At 70.7% G+C, this 20,765-nt stretch carries 18 protein-coding genes; 5 read left to right on the forward strand and 13 right to left on the reverse strand.

The genetic code is table 11. From position 1 onward, the window contains the following. Positions 1–175: 175 nt before the first annotated feature. Positions 176–865 carry a DUF8020 domain-containing protein gene (locus AC3EO7_RS01145; protein ID WP_435590199.1) on the forward strand — a complete coding sequence of 230 codons (690 nt, stop codon included), beginning with the start codon at positions 176–178 and terminating at the stop codon, positions 863–865. Here the strand turns inward: AC3EO7_RS01145 and AC3EO7_RS01150 are convergent. Together AC3EO7_RS01150 and AC3EO7_RS01155 are read right to left on the reverse strand one after the other, a co-directional pair. Continuing rightward, positions 840–2,009: a YbfB/YjiJ family MFS transporter gene (locus tag AC3EO7_RS01150; RefSeq protein WP_435590200.1), complete on the reverse strand. Its 1,170-nt coding sequence runs from the start codon at positions 2,007–2,009 to the stop codon at positions 840–842. The two genes, AC3EO7_RS01145 and AC3EO7_RS01150, sit on opposite strands and share 26 nt — an antisense overlap. A 26-nt stretch (positions 2,010–2,035) precedes the next feature. Next, complete coding sequence (locus tag AC3EO7_RS01155) at positions 2,036–2,884, reverse strand: SDR family NAD(P)-dependent oxidoreductase (RefSeq protein ID WP_431971633.1); 849 nt, start codon at positions 2,882–2,884, stop codon at positions 2,036–2,038. Between the two features lie 96 nt (positions 2,885–2,980). On the opposite strand from AC3EO7_RS01155, the gene AC3EO7_RS01160 reads away from it, so the two are divergent. After that, entirely contained in the window at positions 2,981–3,928 is a 948-nt protein-coding gene (locus AC3EO7_RS01160; protein WP_431971717.1) for an alpha/beta fold hydrolase, read from the forward strand. 10 nt (positions 3,929–3,938) lie between these two features. Here the strand turns inward: AC3EO7_RS01160 and AC3EO7_RS01165 are convergent, their stop codons facing one another. Beyond that, positions 3,939–4,748 (reverse strand): hypothetical protein, encoded by an 810-nt coding sequence (locus tag AC3EO7_RS01165; RefSeq protein WP_435590201.1) that lies wholly within the window; start codon positions 4,746–4,748, stop codon positions 3,939–3,941. 97 nt (positions 4,749–4,845) lie between these two features. Then, complete coding sequence (locus AC3EO7_RS01170; protein WP_435590202.1) at positions 4,846–5,652, reverse strand: bestrophin-like domain; 807 nt, start codon at positions 5,650–5,652, stop codon at positions 4,846–4,848. Positions 5,653–5,854: 202 nt separating this feature from the next. Between AC3EO7_RS01170 and AC3EO7_RS01175 the strand changes: the two genes are divergently transcribed. Beyond that, a complete protein-coding gene (locus tag AC3EO7_RS01175) occupies positions 5,855–6,409 on the forward strand; it encodes a hypothetical protein (protein WP_435590203.1) in 555 nt (184 codons plus the stop codon). A 44-nt stretch (positions 6,410–6,453) separates the two neighbouring features. Here the strand turns inward: AC3EO7_RS01175 and AC3EO7_RS01180 are convergent, their stop codons facing one another. The 7 genes from AC3EO7_RS01180 to tkt form a co-directional block, all read right to left on the reverse strand. Then, entirely contained in the window at positions 6,454–6,933 is a 480-nt protein-coding gene (locus AC3EO7_RS01180; RefSeq protein WP_435590204.1) for an SRPBCC family protein, read from the reverse strand. Between the two features lie 89 nt (positions 6,934–7,022). Beyond that, entirely contained in the window at positions 7,023–9,272 is a 2,250-nt protein-coding gene (locus AC3EO7_RS01185; protein ID WP_431971628.1) for a thiamine pyrophosphate-dependent enzyme, read from the reverse strand. Between the two features lie 271 nt (positions 9,273–9,543). Further along, positions 9,544–10,329, reverse strand: a complete 786-nt coding sequence (pgl, locus tag AC3EO7_RS01190) for a 6-phosphogluconolactonase (protein WP_431971627.1) — start codon at positions 10,327–10,329, stop codon at positions 9,544–9,546. Beyond that, positions 10,322–11,230, reverse strand: coding sequence for a glucose-6-phosphate dehydrogenase assembly protein OpcA (gene opcA, locus AC3EO7_RS01195; RefSeq protein ID WP_431971626.1), 909 nt, complete (start codon positions 11,228–11,230; stop codon positions 10,322–10,324). Before opcA ends, pgl begins: the two co-directional genes overlap by 8 nt. Next, positions 11,227–12,795 (reverse strand): glucose-6-phosphate dehydrogenase, encoded by a 1,569-nt coding sequence (gene zwf / locus AC3EO7_RS01200; protein WP_435590205.1) that lies wholly within the window; start codon positions 12,793–12,795, stop codon positions 11,227–11,229. Before zwf ends, opcA begins: the two co-directional genes overlap by 4 nt. A 4-nt stretch (positions 12,796–12,799) precedes the next feature. Beyond that, positions 12,800–13,936: a transaldolase gene (gene tal, locus AC3EO7_RS01205; RefSeq protein WP_431971624.1), complete on the reverse strand. Its 1,137-nt coding sequence runs from the start codon at positions 13,934–13,936 to the stop codon at positions 12,800–12,802. Positions 13,937–13,942: 6 nt separating this feature from the next. Further along, positions 13,943–16,084 (reverse strand): transketolase, encoded by a 2,142-nt coding sequence (gene tkt, locus AC3EO7_RS01210; protein WP_431971623.1) that lies wholly within the window; start codon positions 16,082–16,084, stop codon positions 13,943–13,945. A 398-nt stretch (positions 16,085–16,482) separates the two neighbouring features. Between tkt and AC3EO7_RS01215 the strand changes: the two genes are divergently transcribed. After that, positions 16,483–17,475 carry a heme o synthase gene (locus tag AC3EO7_RS01215; RefSeq protein ID WP_067835303.1) on the forward strand — a complete coding sequence of 331 codons (993 nt, stop codon included), beginning with the start codon at positions 16,483–16,485 and terminating at the stop codon, positions 17,473–17,475. A gap of 66 nt (positions 17,476–17,541) precedes the next feature. Here the strand turns inward: AC3EO7_RS01215 and AC3EO7_RS01220 are convergent, their stop codons facing one another. Continuing rightward, entirely contained in the window at positions 17,542–18,966 is a 1,425-nt protein-coding gene (locus tag AC3EO7_RS01220; RefSeq protein ID WP_435590206.1) for an FAD-dependent monooxygenase, read from the reverse strand. 83 nt (positions 18,967–19,049) lie between these two features. Between AC3EO7_RS01220 and AC3EO7_RS01225 the strand changes: the two genes are divergently transcribed. Then, positions 19,050–19,652: a TetR/AcrR family transcriptional regulator gene (locus AC3EO7_RS01225; protein ID WP_435590207.1), complete on the forward strand. Its 603-nt coding sequence runs from the start codon at positions 19,050–19,052 to the stop codon at positions 19,650–19,652. A 120-nt stretch (positions 19,653–19,772) separates the two neighbouring features. On the opposite strand, the gene AC3EO7_RS01230 is transcribed toward AC3EO7_RS01225, so the two are convergent. Continuing rightward, on the reverse strand, positions 19,773–20,738 hold the full coding sequence (locus tag AC3EO7_RS01230) for a quinone oxidoreductase family protein (RefSeq protein ID WP_435590208.1): 966 nt from the start codon (positions 20,736–20,738) through the stop codon (positions 19,773–19,775). Positions 20,739–20,765: the final 27 nt, after the last annotated feature.

Here is a 20,765-nt window from a genome sequence, read left to right on the forward strand (position 1 = left end):
CACCGAGACCTGTCGAGTGTCGGGCGGAGCGGGGGCATGGCAGCGGGCGATAGGAGAAGCCGATCGCGCGAATCACGTCCCGCTGTCGACCGCCGCTCGGACGCGCCGTGACGGCACGGTCTTCTCGCCGACGTCGGCGCGCCGGGCGCCGACCCGACGACCAGAGGAGACACCCATGAGAAGCACACTCGCGACTTGCGCGCTACTGGCGGCCGCGCTCGCCTTCGGCGCCGCGCCCGCCGGGGCCGCACCGGAATCCGATGCGGTCGGATTCTCCGCTACCGCCACCGAGACATCCGCCGTGGTCACCGTCGACGCGGGCTCGATGGTGGTCGACGACGGCGTGTTCGAGATCCGCGCCACGGACGGCACGGTGCTCGCGGGCACCGAATTGGCTTTCCGCGTCGACGATTTCGTGTTCCCCATCGCCGCGGAGATCGCCGGGCGCTCGGCCACGCTGACGCCGCGATTCGATCTCGCGCACGCCGCCTACCGGCCGGTCGCCCTGCCCTTCGAGGAGCAGGCGCCGTGGAAGTCGGAATACGAGCGGGAGCAGGCGGCCTGGAGCCGGATGACGTCCACCATCTCGACGGGGGCCACCATCGGGACGCTGGTCGGCGGATTGGGCGGCGCGGCGGTCGGCTGTGTCCTCGGCGGCGTCGTCGGCGCGACCGTGGCGTCGGCGACCATCGTCGGGCTGTTCGGTCCGTTCATTCCCGCCGCGGGGGTGGGCTGTCTCGGCGGCATCGTCGCCATCGGCGCCCTCGGCACCGTCGCGGGTCAGCTGCTGGTGACCGCGCCCGTCGCCGTCTTGGCTGCGGCCCAGTACTTCACGACGATCAACACTCCGTTCCCGAAGAAGTGACCTCGGCGGCCGTGTCGCGCGCTCGCTCGCGCGTCACGACCAGCGCCGTGACGACCGCCAGGCCGAGGACGGCGGTGGCGATGCCGAACGCCGCGGGATAGCCGTCGCCGAGCACCGGCGCGACGACGAGCGGGCCGAGCATCTGGCCCGCCCCGTAGACGGCGGTGAGCGGTGCGGCGGCGTCGGCCCCGGACAGCTCACCGCCCACACGCATGGCGAGCATGACGATGCCCATGAAGGTGGCGCCGAACAGCGCCGCCGACACCACCATCGCCCAGCTCGCGCCCGTCACCGCGGGCAGCAACGCCGAAACGCTTTGAGCGAGTAGCGCGATCGGCAGCGCGACGGCGGGCGTCACGCGGCGCGCGGCCGCCGCCCACAGCACCGTGGCCGGCGCCGCGGCCGCACCGACGACGATCCAGGCCGAGGACCCGAGCACCGCGCCGCGCTGATCGCTCACCGCCGCCACGAGGAAGGTGCCGATGACGATGTAACCGAGGCCCTCCAGGAAATACGCCGCGAGCAGCGCCCGCCAGGCGCGGCTCGGCGGGGAGGCGGCGTGTCCGGCGGACCCGCCGGGATGGATGTCGAGGCGCAGTGCGGGCGCGAGCAGGATCGCGGTGAGCGCGGCTGCCCCGAGCCACATGCCCTGCCAGGACAGCACCGGCCGCACCGCGAGCACCAGCATGCCGGTCAGCGCGATACCGAAACCCACACCGCCGAAAGCGATTCCGGCGGCCCGGCCGGAGCCGTCGTGCCTGGCCATCGCGCTCGCGCAGCCGACGAACACCACGGCGCTGGCGATTCCCGCGATCAGCCGCAACGCGGCGGCGAGCGCCGTCGGCGCGGGCAGCGCCATCAACGCCTCGCTCGCGACCAGGGCCACGGCGGCGACCCGGAAGGATCGCGGATTGTTGCCTTTCGGCTTGCGCGCCAGCAGCACCGCGCCGAGCAGATAACCCGCGTAGTTGGCGGTCGCGATGACCGCTCCGTCGCTCGCGGTGATGCGGTGGGCGTCGACCATGACCGGCAGCAGCGGCGTGTAGACGAAGCGCCCCACGCCCATCGCGGCGGCCAAACCCGATGCGGCGGCCAGCGCGGGGCGCAGGGTGGCGGACGGGGCGGCGACGGCGGTACTGATCACGTGACCCGACGGTACCGCGCCGCGAATCAGTCGTTGCGCGGCACCCGGCCGTCGACATCGGTGAAGCCGTACTCGTCGGCGAGGTCGGCCACCCGCCAGGCCCGTCCGGTGCGGGCGCGTCGGCGGGGATCGGCGGCCAGCGCCACGACGGCGCGCCCGGGGAAACGCGGCGTCTCGGCGACGGCGAGGTCGAAGGTGCCCTCGCCGGGCAGCGTGACCAGGCGCCGTCCGTCGGCGTCGGCGGGGACCAGTTGCAGCAGTTCGGTATCCACGATGCCCGGCCAGAGCGAGACCACGGTGACCTCGGTGTCGGCCAGGTCGTGCGCCATGTCCGCGGTGAGCCGGTCCAGCGCCGTCTTGGCGACGCCGTAGACCGCGTTGTGCATGTACCGTCGCGACCCCGGCGACGAGATGTTGACGACGAGCCCGCCGGAGCCGATGAGCAGCGGCGCCGCGAAGAAGCTTGCCGCGTAGTGGGATCGGACGCCCACGTCGAAGGTCTCGTCCCAGGCGGTCGGCGGCACCTCCCAGAACGGTTTGCCGAGCCAGCGCGCGGCGGCGGGGGAGTTGTAGACGTTGTTCACCAGCACGTCGAGACGACCCTGCTCGGCGCGCACCCGCTCGAACAGCCGCTGCACGGCGTCGTCGTCGCGGTGATCGCAGACAAAGGGGATGCCGCGCCCGCCGAGCGCGTCGATCTCGGCCGCGGTGTCGTGGACCGTGCCGGGTAGTCGGCCCGGCGTCGCCGACCGGCCGGTGATGTACACCGTCGCGCCCGCCGCGCCCAGTTCCAACGCGATGCCCTTGCCGATGCCGCGGCTCGCGCCGGTGACGACCGCGACCCGGCCGTGGAGTTCTCGAGGTATTCCGCTCACGACTCCCGGACATTACCGTGAAACATAGAACAGGTTCTAAGTTTGGAGGCGAGAGTGGAGCCGACGCATCGGTTCGTGACCACCAACGGTACCCGGATGCACGTCACCGAACAGGGTAGCGGCCATCCCGTGGTGTTCTGTCACGGTTTCCCGCACACCGGGTTCGTCTGGCATCGACAGCTGGCCGCGGTCGCCGCCGCCGGATATCGCGCCCTCGCGCCCGACCTGCGCGGATACGGCCGGACCGAGGCTCCCGACGACCCGGCGCACTACACGAACGAGGCGGTGGCCGGTGATCTGCTCGGCCTGCTCGACGACATCGGCGCCGAGCGCGCGGTGTTCGTCGGGCTGGATTTCGGCGCCGCCCTGGTGTGGGAACTGGCGCTGCGCGCGCCCGAGCGCGTCGCGGGCCTGATCGTGCTGAACAATCCGTACGCGCCGCGCCCGCCGCGGGCGCCCTCGGAGCTGTGGGCGAAAGCGGCCGCGCGCCATTTCCTGCACCTGGACTATTTTCAGCGGCCCGGCGTCGCCGACGCCGAACTCGGGGCCCGTCCGCGCGAATTCCTCGCCCGCGTCTACTACTCGCTCAGCGCCGACTACCACTACCTCGACACGTGGCGGTTCCCCGCCGAGGGCACCGGCTATCTCGACGTGCTCCCCGAGGCGCCCGCGCTGCCGTGGCGATGGCTCTCCGAGGACGAATTCGACACCCTGGCAGCCGATTTCGAGCGCACGGGTTTCACCGGCGGCCTCAATTGGTACCGCAATCTGGACCGGAACTGGAGCCTCACGGCCGACTACGCCGACGCGCGGGTGACCGTGCCCACCTACTTCCTCTACGGCGAGCGCGACCCGGATATGGAGGGTTTCAGCGGCCGCGATCCGTTGGGGACGCTGCGCGCGTACGTGTCGGATCTTCGTGCGGTGACGAAGGTTTCGGACGCCGGGCACCTCGTCCAGCTCGAACGAAGCGACGAGGTGAACGCGCTGATCACGGCGCATCTCGCCGACCTGGCGCCCGCGACGGCCGACCTCCCGGCCTGACAGCGCCCGGTCATCGCGGCATCGGCGGGACACGACCGGCGACGACCCTGGTGCGGACGGCCGTGAGCACCGTGATCACCAGGACCGTGACGATCTCCAGGAGGTTCCAGGGGAGAGCGTCGGCGGTGGGTTCGACGGGCTGCGGGTCGGCCGCTTGCGGTGGGCGCGCGGGCAGAGCTTGGGGTTCCGGTGCTTGCGCCGGAACAGGTTCGGGCGCGGCCTGCGGGATCGGAACGGGAGTCGGCGGATCGAGGCGGAGCGGAATACCCGGCGTCGGCGGGGTCATCGGCAACAGCAAGAGACACGTGAACAGTGCGCCGCTGCCGAAAGCGCTTCCCGCGGCGCTACCGAGCGCGGAACCGCTGGAACCGGGGCCGACCAGGCCGCTGCCGGTCGAGCTGCCGAGCGCGGACCCGCTGGAGCCGAAGCCGACGAGGCCGGGACCCACGGGGCCGCTGCCGCCGCCGCTACCGAGCGCGGAGCCGAGAGCGAGCGCGGCGCTGCCCGCCGCGGCGCTTCCGGTGCAGGCGGCGCGGACGCTGCCGACGTCGAGGCCGAGGGCTTCGGCCGGTGTGAGGGCGAGTTCGGTGTCGGCGGGAGCGACCGGGACGGTCTCGGGCTCGTGCACCGGGGTGTAGCTGCCGGTCGAGGCAGGGAGAATCGGTGCGTAACGCGGCGTGAGGTCCAAAGGGATTGCCGCGGAGACACTTCCGGTGTCGATCGGCTGTGCACCCGCGCTTCCGCTGACGAGGCTCGGCGGAAGGAGGGGCGGAGCCGGTTGGGCGGCGGCGAGTGGCGAATAGGCCAGCGAGGCTGCCATCAGGGGGAGTGCGGCGAGACCGACTGTCGCACACAGGGTTTTCGTGCCCCGTGCGCCCGATCGGAGTTCGCCCGATCCGTCCCCGCTGCGGCCGTGTCTACCGGTGCGGAACATCGCCGACGCCGATCGCGGTGGCGGGTGCGGGATTCGGCGTGCGTTCGCCGATCTGCTCGAAACGTGACAGCGCGTACTCGTAGGCGTCCCTCGGGACGCGGTTCCCGCCGGAGAACGGACGGTCCAGGTTGTGGATGGCGAGCACCGCCGCGCCCACCACCACGCCGAGCAGCACGGTCATCGCGACGCTGCGCCTGGTCACCCGCAGGCCGGAGAGCACGGGACTGAGCAGCAGCAGGATGGTGCCGAAACACAGTGCAAGATAGAGGAATCCGGGCACCCCGCCGCCGGCGTCCATGGCCCGGTCGTGCCTGGCCTGCGCGACCCGGTCGAGTCCGGCCAGCGTGTCGGCGGCCGCGTCGCCCGAGGGCAAGGCTGCGACGTCGGCGCGCAGCGTGTCGAAGGTGTCCTGGGTGAGCGGACTGAGCCTGTGCTCGGTGTCCATCACCGCCCACTCCCCGGTGACGACCTGGTCGGTGTACCCGCGCACCGAACTCTGGACGAGCTGTCGATCGGGGTCGGGCAACTCCTGCGCGGCGGCGTAAGTGTCCACCAGCGCTTTCGATTCCGCGACCGTGTGATTGTGCGCGCTCTGGTACTGCTGCCAGCAGATCACCACCACGAAGGCGACGACCGCCGTGAAGAACGTCTTGATGAGGTCGAGAACCAGGGTGCCCGACGCCTCGTCGCTCGTCTGCCGCCACGACTGGGGGCGTAGGCGATCACCCACCACGAAGACCGTCAGCGCCGAGACCGCCGCGGCGACCGGAACGAGGAACTCCAAGGCCATATCGGCACCGCCTTCCACACGACTGAGCCGCCGAGGTGACACCTCGGCGCGACACGTGATCGCGGACAGCAGCGATCGTCAGGTATTCGAGGCGGCGTCAGGGGTGGATGAGATCCCTTGGCGTGTCGCGCATTCGGTGAGTCGCGCGGTATCGGCGTGCTCGCTGGACGCCGCCGCGCCAGGCGACCGGTAGTGTGACCGCATGAGAATCGGGGGAGTCGACTGGCGGCGTGGGGCGCCGCGGTGGTGGATCGTCTGGGTGCTGGGCACAGCGGGACTCTCGGGTCTCTGTTGCCTCGGATTGATCTTTCAGAACGCTGTGGAAGGCGACGAAGACCTCACCCTGATCTTGCTCCTGGCGTTGTTCTCGGCCGGAGTGTCCTGGCTGATCTGCGGACTGGTCGGGTTGATCGCCTATGGCAACGGCAGGTTGAGCTTGGTTGCGCCGCTGCTGGTGGTCTGCGCGGTGGGGCTGGTCTGGACGGGTCTGCCCGAAGATCTGGGGTGGCAGTTGTCGAAGGGCAGCCTCGAACGGGCTGCCGCCGACTGCGTGGTGTCCGATGCCGATGCCCGCTACGGCGTGTACACCATCACCAAAGTCGAGCAGTACCGAGGCGGTTGTCTGTTCGAGACGCGAGGTCTGCTCAGCCTGAGCGGCTACGCGTACATGCCCAACGGCGCGCCGGAATCGCAGGGTGAGTACGAGTACAAGTTCCGTCCTTACGACGGCGTCTGGTTCCGGTACTGGGTCTTCTAGCAGGCCGCGCGCCGACGCACCCCCGCGCGGCCGTCGTCCGTGGCTCAGCGGTACTCCGCCGCCAGCTCCGGGTAGTCCGCCCAGCGCGGCAGCTGGCGGAATTCGAGGTAGGCGGTGAGCCGGTCCAGCAGGTACTGCCAGCGCGGGCCGACGGCGCTCGCGTCGGTGTGACAGAGGTGTCGGCGGACGAGCTCGAGGTTGGTGACGACGCCGACCTGGGTGAGCCGCAGCTCGAGGAGGCAGCCGTCGACGTGGACGACGAGTTCGTGCGGCGCGACGCAGTGATCGACGCGGACCGCGATCGGGCCGGGCACCGGGCCGTCCGCCGGCTCGATCGTGAAGTTGCCGCTGCCGCCCGACACGGCGCCGAGCCAGCGTTCCAGCTGGCTGCGGGACGTGCACGCCGACCAGACGTCCAGCACCGGCTGACGGTAGGACCGCAGATAGTGCAGCAGCACGCGATCGTCGCCCGTCTTCGCATCGTGCTCGGGTCGCACCTCGCCCAGGATGGACATCGTGGTCATCGCCCTGCCCTTTCGCCGCTGGTCACCATTGCTTTCTCCAGGGTATTTCCCGGGACCGCCCGTCGAACCGCGAACACGCGGATCGCACGCTAATCGGTGAGCAGTTCCGCGGCGGCCTTCTCGATGCCGGTCTCGTCCAGCAGCACCGAATCCGCGGCGGGCCCGAGCGGAACGAAGCTGTCCGCGCTGGTGATCCGCGCGACCCGGCCCGTGAAACCGGCGTCGACCAGCGCCGCGCACACCGATTCGGAAACGCCGCCGCTGTGCCGGGTTTCGTCGGCGATCAGCACCCGCCCGGTGGCGCGGGCATGCGTCAGCAGATCATCGACCGGCAGCGGGCTCAGCCAGCGCAGGTCGAGCACCCGGGTGCGGACGCCGCGAGCCGCGAGCCGCTCCGCCACCCGCAGGCTCATGGGGACGCCGTTGGCGAAGCTGACGATCGTGAGGTCGTCGCCGTCGCCGTAGACGCGGGCCCGGCCGATCTCCACGTGCTCCCCTGCGGCACCTGGCGCGAGCCAGGCGCTGTCGCCCGGGTGCAGGTCCTTGGTGTGATACAGCGCGATCGGCTCGAGGAAGACGCAGACCCGTCCGTCCACCCGCGCCGCCGAGACGCAGGTGCGCAGCAGCGCGGCCGCGTCGTCGGCGCGGGCCGGGACCGCGATCACCAGCCCGGGGATATCACGCAGCGCCGCAACGGAATTGTCGTTGTGGAAGTGCCCGCCGAACCCCTTCTGATAGGCCAGGCCCGCGATCCGCACCACCATCGGATTGCGGTAGCGGCCGTGCGAGAAGAACTGGAGGGTGGCGGCCTCGCCACGCACCTGGTCGGCGGCGTTGTGCAGGTAGGCGAGGTACTGGATCTCCGGAATCGGGACGAAACCGGCGAGCCCCGCACCGAGCGCGGTGCCGAGCACGCTCTGTTCGTCGAGCAGCGTGTCGAAGACGCGGCGCGCGCCGAAGCGCTTCTGCAATCCCTTGGTGACGCCGTACACGCCGCCCTTGCGTCCCACGTCTTCGCCGAACACCAGCACGTCGGGGTCGCGTTCGAGCAGGGCCGCCAAGGTGTGGTTGATCGCCTGCGCGATGGTCATCCCGGGCTCGCCCGCCTGCGCCGGCCGTCGACGGTCCGAACCGGTGAGCCGCACCCCCAGCCGGTGCGTCGCGGCCGGTGCGGGCGTCGTGTCCCGCAGCACGTCGGCGCGCACGGCGTCGGGACGCGCGGGCGCCAGCGGCGCCGTGACGGCCGCGACGGACGTCAATTTCGGTTCCCGCCAGACCAATTCGGCCATGGCCGAGACCCGGTGGCCGATCTCGTCGTAGAGCCCGACGACCTCGTCGGGACTCGCCAGCCCATGCTCGACGAGCAGCCGGGCCGTCGCGACGACCGGGTCACGCTCCAGATCGGCCGCGATATCGGCGGGCCTGCGGTACGCGGTTTCCATGTCCGACCCCGCGTGCCCGAGCAGCCGCACCGTGCGCAACCGCAGGAACGCGGGCGCGCGGTGCTCGCGCACCCAGCGCACGGCGCGTTCGGAGACGGTCAGCGCGTCGATCGGATCGCAGCCGTCGGCGGTGAAATACGCCAGCCCGGGCCGGGTTCCGTAGGCGTGTTCGATCCAGTCCGGCGGGGTGGGCACGCTGATGCCGATGCCGTTGTCCTCGCAGACGAACAGGATCGGCACCGAAATGCCCTGGTGCGCGGTGTGCACGGCGGCATTGACGGCGCCCGCCGCCGTCGAGTGGTTGGCCGAGGCGTCGCCGAAAGTACACAGCACCACCGAATCCCGCGGCCACGCCGGTGTGATGCCGAGCCGCGCCGCGCGCTCGATCGCGAACGCCAGGCCGACCGCTCGCGGTAGATGCGAGGCGATGGTGGAGGTCTGCGGGATGACGTGCGCCGGTTTGCTGCCGAAGACCTTGTGCCTGCCGCCGGAGATCGGGTCGACCGCCGCGGCGACCACGCCGAGCAGGATGTCACGGATCGGATCGAGCCCCCGCACCCGCCGCGCCCGGTGCACGAAGAAGGCCCCCGAACGATAGTGCAGCAGTGCGGGATCGGTGGCCCGCATCGCGATCGAGAGCGCAACATTCCCCTCGTGACCGGACGACCCGATGCTGTAGTACCCGCGCTTGGCCACGCCGAGCCCGCGCGCCGCCAGATCGAGCTGCCTGCTGGTGGCCTGCGCGTCGAACACCTCGAGCAGGGTGGCGCGGGAGATGCCGGGGGCGACGTCATCGTCGCGGGCCGGTCGCGTCGCCAGTGTGCCGATCTCGGCGCGAAAACGCTCGTCCAGCGCCTGTCCCGGATTCGCGCCGGATTCCGGCGACATGCCGCTCATCGCCGGTCCGCGCGACAGGAACTCGGCCGACCGGCACGGGCCGCGTCATCCCGCCGGTGACCCGACGAGCCACCGGCGAAACTATCAACGACCAGGTGCGGCATGCGACCTCCCGTATCGAGAGCGCTCAACGCCGTGCGCTAGGTAGTGCCCGGCGTTGTGCACTCGAGCCTACTCAGCGCCGTGTGCTGGAAACTACGCAGCGTCGTGCGCTGGAAACTACGCAGCGTCGTGCGCTGGAAACTACGCAGCGTTGTGCGCCGGAACGCGTTCAGCGCAAAGCGCTGGCGGCTTCGCGATCCAGCAACCACGTGGTGGACTCCGATCCCGCCGCGCCCGCCGCGGGGATGTCGACCGGTTCGGCCCCGCCGATGGCCGCGGCGACGGCCTCCGCCTTGCCCGCTCCGGCGACGATCAGCATGACGTGGCGCGAGCGACGCACCGCGGGCAGCGTCAGCGTGACGCGGACCGGCGGCGGCTTGGGGGAATTCGTCACGGTGACAACGAGTTCGTGCTCCTCGCGCACCGCGTCGGTGTCCGGGAACAGCGAGTTGACGTGGCCCTCGCCGCCCATGCCGAGCAGGTGCAGGTCGAACGCGCCGTGCTCGGCGAGGTGGGCGTGCACCGCCGTCGAATACTCGGCCGCGGCCTCGACCGGGTCGGGATATTCGCCGTCGGAGGTCGCCACCGGGTGCACCCTGGCGTGGTCGACCGGCACGTGGTCGAGCAGCGCCTGCCTGGCCTGCAGCTCGTTGCGCTCGGGATCGCCCGCCGGGACGAAACGCTCGTCGCCCCAGAAGATGTCGAGCCGCGACCAGTCGATGTCGCCGGGCGCCTTGCGCACCTCCTCGAGCAGCGCGATGCCGGTGCCGCCGCCGGTCAGCACCACCGAGGCGGTGCCGCGCTCGGCCTGCGCCGCCACCACCACCTGCACGAAGCGGGCGGCCGCCGCGGCGACGAGCACGCCCGCGTCGGGGTGCACCTCGACGGTGTCGGCGGGGAGATCGCTGTCGGCGCGCTCCCGACCGGCGTACTGCTGAGCGGTGGGCTCACTCATAGGTCACCTTCTCGATTCCGGCGAGGGCTTCGTGATAGATCTCGTCGGCGTCGAGCCGACGCAGTTCCTCGGCGAGGCAGTCGCGAGTTTCCCTCCGCGCCAATGCGATTCGCTGATCGGGATCGCCGGTGCTGGTGAGCGTCGCGGTGCGCCCGGTCTGCGGGCGTTCGATGGCCATGGTCACCGACGGCCGGTGCACCTCCACCCGCAGCGCGCCCGAGCGCCTGCGCACCGGGCAGCCCAGCCGGGCGGCCAGCCACCCGGCGAGCATGTCCAGCGCGGGCTCGTCGCGCAGGCCCGACACGGTCACCGAGTCGACCGGTTCGAAGGGCGGCTCGTCCAGCGAGGCGGCCAGCAGCGCCCGCCAGTAGGTGATCCGGCTCCATGCCAGGTCGGTGTCGCCGGACGCGTAGGAGGCATGGCGCTTCTTGATCGTCGCCTGCGGGTCCGCCGCGAAGGTGGCGTCGGTGATGCGCCGGGTCGCCAGCCGTCCCACCGAATCCTTGGAGGGGAATTCCGGCGCGCCGCGCGGCCACCACGCCACCACCGGGGTGTCGGGCAGCAGGAACGGAATGACCACGCTGCTCTCGTGGCTCACCAGCTCGCCCTGCAGGCGCAACACGATCACCTCGGCCGCGCCCGCGTCGCCGCCGACCCGGATCTGGGCGTCGAGCTTGGTCTCGGCCTCGCGGTCGCCGCGCGCGAGAACCACCACGCGGCAGGGATGTTCGCGGCTGGCGTCGTTGGCCGCGTCGATCGCGTCCTCGGCCTCGGAGCTGTCCAGCGTGCACACCACGAGGGTGAGCACCCGCCCCATGGTGATGACGCCGTTGCTCTCGCGCAGCTGGACCAGGCGCTTGGTGACCGCGCCGGTGGTGGTGTCGGGCATGTCGATGATCATGGGCGCCGCCATTCCCGGCCGGTGCGCTCCAGCATCTCGTCGGCCGAGGCCGGCCCCCACGTGCCCGCGGGATACGGATCGGGTCTGCCGTCCGCCGCCCAGTGTTCGAGCACGGGATCCAGGATGCGCCAGGACAATTCGACCTCCGCGTTCACCGGGAACAGCGACGGCACCCCGAGCAGCACGTCGAGGATCAGACGTTCGTAGGCCTCGGGGGAGGACTCGGTGAACGCTTCGCCGTAACTGAAATCCATATTGACGTCGCGCACTTCCATGCCCGACCCCGGCACCTTCGAGCCGAAGCGCATGGTGATGCCCTCGTCCGGCTGCACCCGGATCACCAGCGCGTTCTGACCGAGCTCCTCGGTCATGGTCTGGTCGAAGGGCAGGTGCGGCGCCCGTTTGAAGACCACCGCGATCTCGGTCACCCTGCGGCCCAAGCGTTTTCCGGTGCGCAGGTAGAACGGCACGCCCGCCCAGCGCCGGGTGTCGACCTCGAGGGTGATGGCCGCGTAGGTCTCGGTCTTCGACTGCGGGTCGAAGCCCTCCTCGTCGAGCAGGCCGACGACGTGCTCGCCGCCCTGCCAGCCCTCCGCGTACTGCCCGCGCGCGGTGGTCTCGTCCAGCGGTTCCACCAGCTTGGTGGCCGAGAGCACCTTGATCTTCTCGGCCTGCAATTGCTTGGGCTCGAAGCTGATCGGCTCCTCCATGGCGGTGAGCGCGAGCAGTTGCAGCAGGTGGTTCTGGATGACGTCGCGGGCCGCGCCGATACCGTCGTAGTAGCCCGCGCGCCCGCCGAGGCCGATGTCCTCGGCCATGGTGATCTGGACGTGGTCGACGTAGTTGGCGTTCCAGATCGGATCGAACAGCTGGTTGGCGAAGCGCAGCGCCAGGATGTTCTGCACCGTCTCCTTGCCGAGATAGTGATCGATGCGGAACACCGTCTCTTCCGGGAACACCCGGTTGACCAGCGCGTTGAGCTCGACCGCGCTGTCCAGGTCGTGCCCGAACGGCTTCTCGATCACCACCCGCCGCCACGGCTTGCGCCCGGCGATGTCGGTGCCGGACGGCTGGGCCAGCTTGTGCTCGGACAGCTGGTCGAGCACCACCGGGAACATGTTCGGCGGAATCGACAGGTAGAAGGCGTGATTGCCGCCGGTGCCGCGCTCCTTGTCCAGCCTGCCGAGCGTGTCGGCGAGCCTGGCGAAGGCGGTGTCGTCGTCGAAGGTGCCCTTCACGAACCGGATTCCCTCGGCCAGGTGGTCCCAGACCTCCTGGCGGAAGGGCGTGCGGGCGTGCGCCTTCACCGCGTCGAGCACGACCTGCGCGAAGTCCTCGTCCGCGTAATCGCGCCGCGCGAAACCGACCAGCGCGAAACCCGGGGGCAGCAGCCCCCGGTTCGCCAGGTCGTAGATGGCGGGCATCAGTTTCTTGCGAGACAGATCTCCGGTGACGCCGAAGATCACCATGCTGCAGGGTCCCGCGATCCGCGGCACCCGCTTGTCCCGCTCGTCGCGGAGTGGGTTCTTCCAGACAGTCGACGTTTTCGAAGCCGAGCCTGTCATGGAATCAGTTGCTTCCGGTCGACGCTGCGCCCAACTCCTCGGCGGTGGCGGAAAGCAGCTCCTCCCAGGACTTCTCGAACTTGTCGACGCCCTCGCGCTCCAGCACGTCGAACACGTCGGCCAGATCGATGCCCACGGCGGCGAGCTGGTCGAAGACCTCCTTGGCCTCCGCCGCGGTGCCGCGGATGGTGTCGCCGCGGATCTCGCCGTGATCGGCGACCGCCTCGAGCGTCTTCTCCGGCAGCGTGTTCACGGTGTTCGGGGCGACCAGCTCGGTGACGTAGAGGGTGTCGGAGTAGTCCGGGTTCTTCACGCCGGTCGACGCCCACAGCGGCCGCTGCCGGTTCGCGCCGCTCGAGCCCAGGTGCGCATAGGTGGAGGTGTGCTTGCCACCGTCGAACACGTCCTGGTACTCCGCGTACGCCAGGCGGGCGTTGGCCACACCGGCCTTGCCGCGCAGCGCGAGCGCCGCTTCGGAGCCGATCGCCTCCAGCCGCTTGTCGATCTCGGTGTCCACCCGGGATACGAAGAACGAAGCGACGGAATGGATCTTGGCCAGGTCGTAGCCCGCGCCCTTGGCCTTGCGCAGACCGTCCAGGTAGGCGCCCATCACCGAGCGGTAGCGCGCCACCGAGAAGATCAGGGTGACGTTCACGCTGATGCCCTCGGCGATCACCGCGGTGATGGCGGGCAGGCCCGCCTCGGTCGCGGGGATCTTGATGAACAGGTTGGGGCGGTCCACCGTCTTCCACAGGTCGATGGCCTGCGCGACGGTCTTCTCGGCGTCGAAGGCCAGGCGCGGGTCGACCTCGATGGAGACCCGGCCGTCCACGCCGCCGGAGGACTCGTACACCCCGGCCAGCACGTCGCAGGCCGAGCGCACGTCGTCGGTGGTGATGGTGCGGATGGCCGCGTCGGCGTCGGCGCCTTGCGCGGCAAGCGCTTTCACCTGCGCGTCGTAGGAGTGCCCCTGGCTGAGCGCGCCCTGGAAGATGGTCGGGTTGGTGGTGACGCCGACGACGCTGCGGGTGGCGACCAGCTCGGCCAGGTTGCCGGACTGGATCCGGTCCCGCGACAGATCGTCGAGCCACACCGAGACGCCCGCCGCGGAGAGCGCGGCGAGGTTTTCGTTCTGTGTCATGAGGTGTTATCCCTTCACGTTGTCCAGCGTGCGCTGCGCGGCGGCAACGACCGCGTCTTCGGTGATGCCGAACTCGCGGAACAGGGTCTTGTAATCGGCCGAGGCGCCGAAGTGCTCGATGGACACGATCTCGCCCGCGTCACCGGCGAACCGGTGCCACGGCATCGCGATACCGGCCTCGACGACGACGCGCGCGCGGATCGCGGGCGGAAGCACCTCGTCCCGATATGCCTTGTCCTGCGCGTCGAACCACTCCACACACGGCATCGACACCACGCGGGTGCCGACGCCCTGCGCCTCCAGCGTAGTGCGCGCGGCCACGGCGAGCTGCAGCTCCGAACCCGTGGCGATCAGGATCACCTGCGGGGTGCCGGTGGACGCCTCGGCCAGGACGTAGCCGCCCTTGGCGACGCCCTCGTAGCTGGTGCCCTCCTGGATCGGCAGGTCCTGGCGGGTCAGGGCCAGCGCGGACGGGCCGTCCTGGTGCGGCATCTCGGAGACCGAGAAGTGCGAGGCGTTCTCGGCCGATTCACGCTCCAGGATGGTGCGCCAGGCGTAGGTGGTCTCGTTGGCGTCACCAGGACGGACCACGTTCAGGCCCGGGATCGCGCGCAGCGCGGCCAGGTGCTCGATCGGCTGGTGGGTCGGGCCGTCCTCGCCGAGACCGATGGAGTCGTGCGTCCACACGTAGATCGCGGGCACCCGCATCAGCGCGGCCAGGCGGACCGCGGGGCGCATGTAATCGCTGAACACCAGGAAGGTGCCGCCGTACGGGCGGGTCGGGCCGTGCAGCGCGATGCCGTTGAGGATCGAGCCCATGGCGTGCTCGCGCACACCGAAGTGCAGGGTGCGGCCGTACGGGTCGGCCTTCCACATGCCGGTCGAGATCGACTCGGGGCCGAAGCTGGGCTGGCCGGGCATCGTGGTGTTGTTGGATTCGGCGAGGTCGGCCGAACCGCCCCACAGCTCGGGCAGCACGTCGGTCAGCGCGGCGAGCACCTTGCCGGACGCCTTGCGGGTGGCCATGCCCTTGGGGTCGGGCTCGTGCACCGGCAGGGCGGCGGTCCAGCCCTCCGGCAGCCTGCGCTCGGCGAGCCGGTCGAACAGCGCCTTGTTCTCAGGGTTGGCCGCGGCCCACGCGTCGAACTCCTGCTGCCAGGCCGCGTGCGCCGCCTTGCCGCGCTCGACGGCCTTGCGGGTGTGCGCGATGACGGCGTCGTCGACCTGGAAGCTCTGCTCGGGGTCGAAGCCGAGGATCTTCTTGGTGGCGGCCACCTCGTCGGCGCCGAGCGCCGCGCCGTGCGAGGCACCGGTGTTCATCTTGTTCGGGGCCGGGTAGCCGATCACGGTGCGCAGCACGATGATCGAGGGCTTGCCGGTCTCGGCCTTGGCGGCCTCGACGGCGGCCTCGATCGCGACGACGTCCTCGCCGCCCTGCACGGTCTGCACGTGCCAGCCGTAGGCCTCGTAGCGTGCCGCGACGTCCTCGGTGAAGGCGATGGTGGTGTCGTCCTCGATCGAGATCTGGTTGTCGTCGTAGAACACGACCAGGTTGCCCAGCTGCTGGGTGCCCGCGAGCGAGGACGCCTCGGAGGTAACGCCTTCCTCGAGGTCACCGTCGGACGCCACCACGTAGACGAAGTGGTCGAACGGGCTCGCGCCCGGTGCGGCGGCCGGGTCGAACAGGCCGCGCTCGCGGCGCGCCGCCATCGCCATGCCGACCGCGGAGGCCAGACCCTGGCCCAGCGGGCCGGTGGTGATCTCGACGCCGTCGGTGTGCCGGAACTCCGGGTGGCCCGGGGTGAGCGAACCCCACTTGCGCAGGTGCTTCAGGTCGTCCAGTTCCAGACCGAACCCGGTCAGATAGAGCTGGATGTACTGGGTGAGGCTGGAGTGACCGCACGACAGCACGAAACGGTCCCGGCCGACCCAGCTGGGGTCGCTCGGGTCGTGGCGCAGCACGCGCTGGTAGAGGGTGTAGGCAAGGGGCGCCAAGCTCATGGCGGTGCCCGGATGACCGTTGCCCGCGTTCTGCACCGCGTCGGCGGCTAGGACACGGACGGTGTCGACGGCCTTGGTGTCCAGATCCGTCCAGTCGTCCGGGTAGTTCGGCTGAGTGAGGGCGCGGATGTCGTCTGTGACTGACACGACCGAGGTTCTCCTGACATTGGTCTCGTCGACGGCGGTGTTGCTGGCGGTGGTGTGAACGCACGGCAGCGGCGGCATGCATACCGGGTGTGTACCCAACCACCCTAGATGTGCCCGCTGAGCGGCATGCCGGGAACCCGCCCAATGCGTCCTACCGGATGAAGTCCGCGGCGTGGCGCGAGCCCCCGAACGGCGCCCGGCGGGCTCGCGCTGGGCGGGGCTCGCGGCGGGCCGATGTCGGCGGGGGTCTACCATCCTCTGTAGTAGTAGCCGCGCCGCATTCGGCTGTCAGGGCGTCGAGGCGGACGGACATCCGGCTCTCGCGCCTCCGTGACAGCGGAATGAGCGAGCTGCTCGTTTCATTGCCGGATGCGATGCACAGCGTGCGAGGAGAGACAGTGCGGATTGGGCAACAGCCGGGTGGCAATGGCGCACACGGCTCCTCCGCGACGGTGCTTGCCGACCGTTTCACTGGTCCCGGCCTGCCGTCCCGGCTGATGCGACGGGTGCTCGCCTATATCGCGCTGACCAAGCCGCGCGTCATCGAGCTGCTGCTCGTCGCCACCATTCCGACCATGCTGCTCGCCGATCGCGGCAGCGACGTGGACATGCCGCTGATCCTGGCCACCCTGTTCGGTGGCTGGATGGGCGCGGCGAGCGCCAACACGCTCAACTGCGTGGCCGACGCGGATATCGACAAGGTCATGAAGCGCACCGCCAAGCGCCCGCTGGCGCGGGAGGCGGTGCCGACCCGCAACGCGTTCGTGTTCGGCGTCGCGCTCGGCATCGGGTCCTTCGCGTGGCTGTGGTGGCAGGCGAACCTGCTCAGCGGCGTGCTCGTCGTCGCGACCATCCTGTTCTACGTCTTCGTCTACACCCTCGGCCTCAAGCGGCGCACCTCGCAGAACGTGGTGTGGGGCGGCGCGGCGGGCTGCATGCCCGCGCTGGTGGGCTGGTCGGCGGTGACCGGCGGCATCGGCTGGCCCGCGGTCGCGCTGTTCGGCGTCATCTTCTTCTGGACGCCGCCGCACACCTGGGCGCTGGCCATGCGCTACAAGGAGGACTACCGCGCGGCGGGTGTGCCGATGCTGCCGGTCGTCGCCACCGAGCGCACGGTGACCAAGCAGATCGTCGTCTACACCTGGCTCACCGTGCTCACGACGCTGGCCCTGGTACCCGCCACCGGCGTGCTCTACGCCGCGGTGGCCCTCGTGGCGGGCGCCTGGTTCCTGCTGATGGCCCACCAGCTGTACGCGGGCGTGCGCCGCGGCGAATCGGTGAAGCCGCTGCGGCTGTTCCTGCAGTCGAACAACTACCTGGCCGTGGTGTTCTGCGGTCTGGCGGTCGACTCGGTCCTCGGCTGGGACACCGTCGGGAGCTTCTTCGGCTGACCCGCCCCCGGATTCGCGAAGGCCGACGCACCGCGTGTGCGTCGGCCTTCGTCGTTCGGGCGGTGATCAAGAGCGGCGGCCGAGGTATCCGTCCGGGCGAACGAGGACGCGCTCGCCCTCGGCGGCGGCGTAGGCGGTGACGGCGTGCCCGTCGATGTCCACCACGTGCGGTTCGGTGGTCGTCGCGCCCGGCCGGAGCACGGCGATGCTGCGCGCGCCCGGTTCGCTGGGCAGCTGACCGGTCTCGCCGAAGCAGAGCAGTGTCGCGTGCGGTCCGCGGAACAGGTCGAACAGCCGGACCGCGTGTCCGTCGGCGTCCTTCACCGGCGCGTCGGGCGCGCGGTCGCCGACCGCCATGGTCCGGTGATCGCCGGGCGCGCGGTAGCTGATGTCCAGCTGGCGAGTGTCCTCGCCGCGCGCCATGGCGTCCTCGTCGCCCTCCACCAGCTTGTCCAGCAGTTCGGTGCTGAGACCGAGCACGCGGGCCGCCACCGCCCGCCGTTCGGATTCGTAGCTGTCGAGCAGGGATTCGTCGCCATCCAGTGCCTTCGCCAGCTTCCAGCCGAGGTTGTAGGCGTCCTGGATGCCGGTGTTCATGCCCTGGCCGCCGGTGGGCGGGTGCGCGTGCGCGGCGTCGCCTGCGAGGAACACCCGGCCCGCGCGGAAGGTGCGGGCCAGCCGGATGTTCGGCCGCCAGACGGTGACCCAGGCCAGGTCGGTGAGGACGACGTCGGTCCGGCCGCTGTGCCGGTCGACGTAGTCCTGCAACAGGTCGAGGCCCGCCTCCGCGTCCTCGGTCAGCGGCGCGGCGACCTGGAAGTGCTTGCCGCCCGGCAGCGGCGAGAGGGCGATGCCCTCCATCGGACGGTCGGCCGCGGCGGCGAACCAATAGCCGTACGTGTGGTCCAGCGCGTCGGCGCGCACGTCGCCGAGCAGCATGCGCAGCGACTCGTCGGTGCTGCCCTCGAATGGGATGCCCAGCGTCTTGCGCACGGTGCTGCGCCCGCCGTCGGCGCCGACCAGGTACGCGGCCAGGACGGTCTCCCGTACGCCGTCGCGGTCGAGGACCACGGTGACGCCGGAGTCGTCCTGCTCGAACGACACCAGTGCGGTGCCGGTCTCCACCCGCACCCCGAATTCGGCCAATCGGTCGCGCAGGATCGCCTCGGTCCGCGACTGCCCGAGCGTCCACAGGTTGGGGTAGGGGACCGCGGGCGTCGGCGCGACCGGCTCGGCCATCCGGCGCTCGCCGACGAACTCGCCACCCAGGTAGGCGCGCATCACCGGTGTGGGCGCGCCCGCCGCCAGCACCGCGTCGAGCACGCCGAGGTCGTCGAACACCTCGAGCGTGCGCGGCTGGATTCCGTCGCCGCGTGACCCGGCGAAGAACTCGGGGGCCTGGTCCACGAGGCGCACCCGCACGCCCCGCCGGGCCAGATCGATGGCGAGGGTGAGGCCGGTGGGTCCGGCGCCTGCGATGAGTACCTGCACGATGTCTCCATACTGAATCGATATTCACTGAATTCGGATTCAGTATGGGGTTGATACGTTGTGCTGTCAAGGAGGTGGCGCGGGTGGCGACGAACCGCAAGGAGAAGTCGGTCGAGACGGAGCAGGCGCTGAAGGAGGCCGCACTGCGTGTCTTCGCCGAACGCGGCTATCTGAACACCAAGATCACCGACATCACCGCGGCGGCCGGACGCGCGGCCGGCTCCTTCTACAACCACTTCGCGAGCAAAGAAGACCTGCTCACGGCGCTGTTGCGCGATATGGCCGACGCGGGTGACGTGCGCGCCGAAGGGGAAGGCCACGAGCCGGATTTCAGCGATCCCGACGCGGTCAGGTACCACATCGCGGGCTACTGGCAATTCGCGCGCGAGCACGTCGCGGTGCTGCGATCGGTCGATCAAGCAGCCCTGGTCAACGCCGAATTCGCCCGTCGCATGGGGCAATTCGCGCGGGAGCAGCGCGCCGACATCGCCGACCACGTGGAGGGTTTCGCCGCGGCGGGCCTGCGGTTGCCGAGCACGCCCGACGCCAGTCTCGCGATGATGTTCCTGCTCACCCAGGCGCTGCTCGCCGCCGTCGAGGACGGCACCGTCGACTTGGACGACGATCAGGCCGTGGACGGGCTGACCCGCTTCGTCTACCGCGGGCTCACCGGCCGCGACTACTGAACGGTGCGCCTCCGGGCGCGCCGCGGACCGAAAACATCCCGGACACAACGTGGTCCGGAAGCGGGGTGCTGCCGCGAACGAACGACGCGGCTCCGGAGGGACACCCCGCCCCGGGACGACTCAGGGCAGCAGAACGATCGAACCGGTGGTCTTGCGCCCCTCCAGATCACGGTGCGCCCGTTCGGCTTCCGCGAGCGGGTAGGTGGCCCCGACGCGGATGCGCAGCGTCCCGTTCGCGAGCGCGGCGAGGATATCGCCCGCGCGCCAGAGCAATTCGGCGCGGTCGCGGGTGTAGTGGACCAGCGAAGGGCGGGTCAGGAACAGCGAACCGCCCGCGTTGAGGCGCTGCGGGTCGAAGGGCGGGACCGGGCCGCTCGCCGCGCCGAACAGGGCCAGCGTGCCGCGCACGCGCAACGAGGCGAGGCTCGCGTCGAAGGTGGACTTGCCGACGCCGTCGTAGACCGCCGCGACGCCGACGCCGTCGGTCAGCTTGCGGACGTGGTCGGCGAGGTCGTCGCCGTAGCGAAGCACCTCGGCCGCGCCCGCCTCGCGGGAGAGCGCCTCCTTCTCGTCGGAGGACACCGTCGTGATGACGCGCACGCCGCGCGCGGCGGCGAGCTGGGTCAGGATCAGGCCGACACCGCCCGCGCCCGCGTGCACCAGCACCGTCTCGCCCGGTTCCGGCCGGTAGATCGACTCGAGCAGGTAGTGCGCCGTCATGCCCTGGAGCAGCGCCGAGGCGGCGACCGGCGGTTCGACGCCCGCGGGCACCGGAATCGCGACCGCCGCGGGGACCGCGACTTTCTCGGCGTAGCTGCCCGGCGCGGCCGCCCACGCGACCCGGTCGCCCACCGCGAACTCGGTGACGTCCGCGCCGACCGCGGAGACCACGCCGGTGCCCTCCGCGCCCGGCACGTAAGGCACCGGCTGCGGGTACGTCCCGGTGCGGATGTAGGTGTCGATGTAATTGACGCCGATCGCCTCGGTCGTCACCAGCAACTGACCCGGCCCGATGCTCGGCTCCTCGATCTCCGTGTACCGCAGTACCTCGGGACCACCGTGTTCGGAAACCTGAATGGCGCGCATGGCATTCAGTTCTACACCCGCCGGGTC

It is taken from the genome of Nocardia sp. bgisy118 (assembly GCF_057708605.1).